We start from the raw sequence: 3009 nt of genomic DNA, 5'->3' as shown, positions 1-3009 counted from the left end.
CCGCCGGACGCCGCCGTGCCGCCGGACGCCGCCGTGCCGCCGGAGCCGATGCTGCGCGCCGCCGCGATCGACGCCGCCGTGCGGGCGCTCGACCTGAACGATCGAAGGATGGCGATCGGTCCCGACGAGGGCCTCGCGCTGCGGGTGGTCAAGGTGGCCGAGGAGTGCGGCGAGGCGAGCGCGGCGCTGATCGGCCTGCGCGGACAGAACCCGCGCAAGAGCCGCGGTTCGGAGCAGGAGCTGGTCGACGAGCTTCTCGACGTGGCGCTTTCCGCGCTGGTCGCCGCCGCCTCGACAACCGGTGACTGGGCGGCCCGTTTCACGGCCCATGTCGAGGCGAGGACGGCCCGGCTGATCGCGGCCGTGGGGGAGCGGCATCCCGGCGAGTGATCGGCGCGAGTAACGCGAGTAATCGGCGCGTGGTGCGCGGTGAGCGGTGCGCCGCGATCAGATCGAGGTGCGTGGCGGTCGGCCGCCGGAGGTCGGCGGTCGGCCGGCGGAGGTCGGTGGGCGGCCGGCGGAGGTCGGTGGGCGGGGTGGCAGGGCAGGTTGCGCGGGCGGAACTCGTCGCAGGTGGGCGGCATAGGCTCCGGCTCATGTCATCTTCGGAGCCGGCGGCCGCCGGGAACGACCCGGCCCAGCACTGGGGCGACCAGCGGCACAAGACCGTTACCTGGTACGACCCGGCCACCACCGCGGCTCTGGGCCTGACCATGTCCGGCCTGGAGTTCCTGCGCGCCATGATGGACGGCACGGTCCCGCCGCCGCCGATCTCCCAGGTGTTCGACTTCCGGCCGGTCTCGGCGGACGTCGGCGATGTCGTCTTCACCTGCGAGCCGGACGAGTCCGCGTACAACCCGATCGGACTGGTGCATGGCGGCCTCGTCTGCACGCTCCTCGACACGGCGGCTGCCTGCGCGGTGCACACGACCCTGGCCGCCGGCACCGCCTACACCTCACTGGAGATCAAGGTCAACTATGTTCGCCCGGTCCAGATCGTGCCGGGCGGGACGAACACGCTGACCGCCCATGGCTGGGTGACCCGCCCCGGCCGTCGGGCCGCGTTCGCGGAGGCGGATGTCCGTGACGCCGCCGGGCGGGTGGTGGCCACCGCGAGCAGCACCTGTCTCGTCATGAGCTAGCGAACAGGCGGTGAAGTAGGTCCCGCCGTAGCTGTGACTGCTGCCGGGCAAGAGTTGAGGATCGTGGTCGTTCTGGCAGCCAAAATCCGCAACTTTTGCGGATTGCCAGGTGGCTCAAGCCCCTTTTGTCCCTCTTGTCATGAATTGCTGGTGCTGCGCGGCGGTGCGGGATCCCCGGCGGATGGCCCGGTGGACAGCGCCCGGGCGCCGGGTAACAGCCGCGCCGGGCCGGCGCGGTTGCCCGGGACCTGTCGCGATCGGGATGTGTGGGGCAGGTGAACAGGCGTTGAAATCCCAGCTTGGCGTGCCATGCGGGGGCGGGCCGATGATGGGATCGGGGCTGATGAGCTCCACCGGAGGCTGCCATGAGCGAGACGACCACAGGGACATCCGACGTGCGGCTGGTTGTTGATTCACTTCCTTTCACGCCACCCACCGAGTACCTCGGCGCGGACGTCCGCTCGCTGACAGTGGTCGAGGATGACGCCGACGACGCGACCCTGTTCCGTCCGGACGGCACGTCCATCGACACCTGGCGGGAGAACTACCCGTACACGCACCGGCTTTCCCGTGACGCCTATGAGCGGGAGAAGCGGCTGCTGCAGATCGAGCTGCTCAAGCTCCAGTACTGGGTGAAGGACACCGGCCAGAAGGTCGTCCTGCTGTTCGAAGGCCGGGACGCCGCCGGCAAGGGCGGCACCATCAAGCGGTTCACCGAGCACCTGAATCCGCGTGGGGCCCGGGTCGTGGCGCTGGAGAAGCCGACCGAGACCGAGCGTGGGTCCTGGTACTTCCAGCGGTACATCGAGCATCTGCCGACCGCCGGCGAGATCGTGATGTTCGACCGCTCCTGGTACAACCGGGCCGGCGTCGAGCGGGTCATGGGCTTCTGCACGGAAGCCCAGTACCACGAGTTCCTCGGCCAGGCGCCCGCGCTCGAGGAGATGCTCATCGAAAGCGGCATCCACCTCATCAAGCTGTGGTTCTCGGTCTCACGCAGCGAACAGCAGACGCGGTTCCTGATCCGTCAGATCGACCCGGTGCGGCAGTGGAAGCTCAGCCCCGTCGATCTCGCGGCACTGGACCGGTGGGACGACTACACCAAGGCCAAGGAAGCCATGTTCGTCCACACGGACAGCAAGAAGGCGCCCTGGACCGTCGTCAAGAGCAACGACAAGAAACGGGCCCGGCTGGAGGCCATGCGCCACGTCCTGTCGCAGCTGGAGTACGCCGGCCGGGACGAGTCGGTCATCGGGCAGCCGGACCCGCGAATCGTCGTCTCCGCGACGGAACTGCTGAAATCCGGCGAATAGTCGGCCGGCAGGCCACGATGGTCGCATGTATCTGGACCAGTCGGGCCTGACCGGTGGCGGTGACGCCGCGGCTCGTCCCGCGGTGGGCCCGGTGGGCCCGGTGGGCCCGGTGGGCCCGGTGGGCGCGGTGGGGCCGGTGTGCCCGTTCGCCGTCGAGCGCCCGGCTTCGATCCAGCGCTGGGAGCAGCTGACGTTCCTGCACTGGCCGTTCGAGCCGGAGGTGGTGCGCCGTCGGCTGCCGCCGGAGCTGACCGTGGACACCTTCGACGGCCAGGCCTGGGTCAGCCTGGTGCCCTTCGCCATGCGGGTGGCGACCGGCCGCGGCTGGTCGATGCCGTGGATGTCCACGTTCCCGGAGACGAACGTCCGCACCTATGTGGTTGATCGGCGGGGACGTCGCGGGGTCTGGTTCTTCTCCCTGGACGCCGCCAGGCTCCCCGCGGTTCTGGTGGCGCGCGCGGGTTTCCGGCTTCCCTACCTGTGGTCCGCCATGCGGGTCGTCCGTACCGGGGAAGGCTGGTCGGGCCCGCGTGGCACGCTCGGTCAGGACGGCA

4 protein-coding genes are annotated in these 3009 nt (G+C 70.0%); all 4 read left to right on the top strand.

The window, feature by feature from the left end; translation table 11 throughout:
- Positions 1-390: MazG-like family protein (locus FREUN1FDRAFT_RS38625; RefSeq protein WP_006545888.1), on the top strand; the 390-nt coding region annotated here is incomplete at its 5' end.
- A 206-nt stretch (positions 391-596) separates the two neighbouring features.
- Positions 597-1142, top strand: coding sequence for a PaaI family thioesterase (locus tag FREUN1FDRAFT_RS38620; protein WP_006545887.1), 546 nt, complete (start codon positions 597-599; stop codon positions 1140-1142).
- A 365-nt stretch (positions 1143-1507) separates the two neighbouring features.
- Positions 1508-2455 carry a polyphosphate kinase 2 gene (ppk2, locus tag FREUN1FDRAFT_RS38615; protein ID WP_006545886.1) on the top strand — a complete coding sequence of 316 codons (948 nt, stop codon included), beginning with the start codon at positions 1508-1510 and terminating at the stop codon, positions 2453-2455.
- A 25-nt stretch (positions 2456-2480) separates the two neighbouring features.
- Positions 2481-3009: YqjF family protein (locus FREUN1FDRAFT_RS38610; RefSeq protein ID WP_006545885.1), on the top strand; the 529-nt coding region annotated here is incomplete at its 3' end.

The organism is Parafrankia sp. EUN1f (genome assembly GCF_000177675.1).
In the GTDB taxonomy this organism is placed as follows: Bacteria; Actinomycetota; Actinomycetes; order Frankiales; family Frankiaceae; genus Parafrankia.
This window is presented reverse-complemented; position numbering and strand designations above follow the sequence as displayed.

Bases quoted from the DNA above. Each gene is read 5' to 3' on its own strand.
- FREUN1FDRAFT_RS38620 (WP_006545887.1), top strand. From the start codon at position 597: ATGTCATCTTCGGAGCCGGCGGCCGCCGGGAACGACCCGGCCCAGCAC.
- ppk2 (WP_006545886.1), top strand. From the start codon at position 1,508: ATGAGCGAGACGACCACAGGGACATCCGACGTGCGGCTGGTTGTTGAT.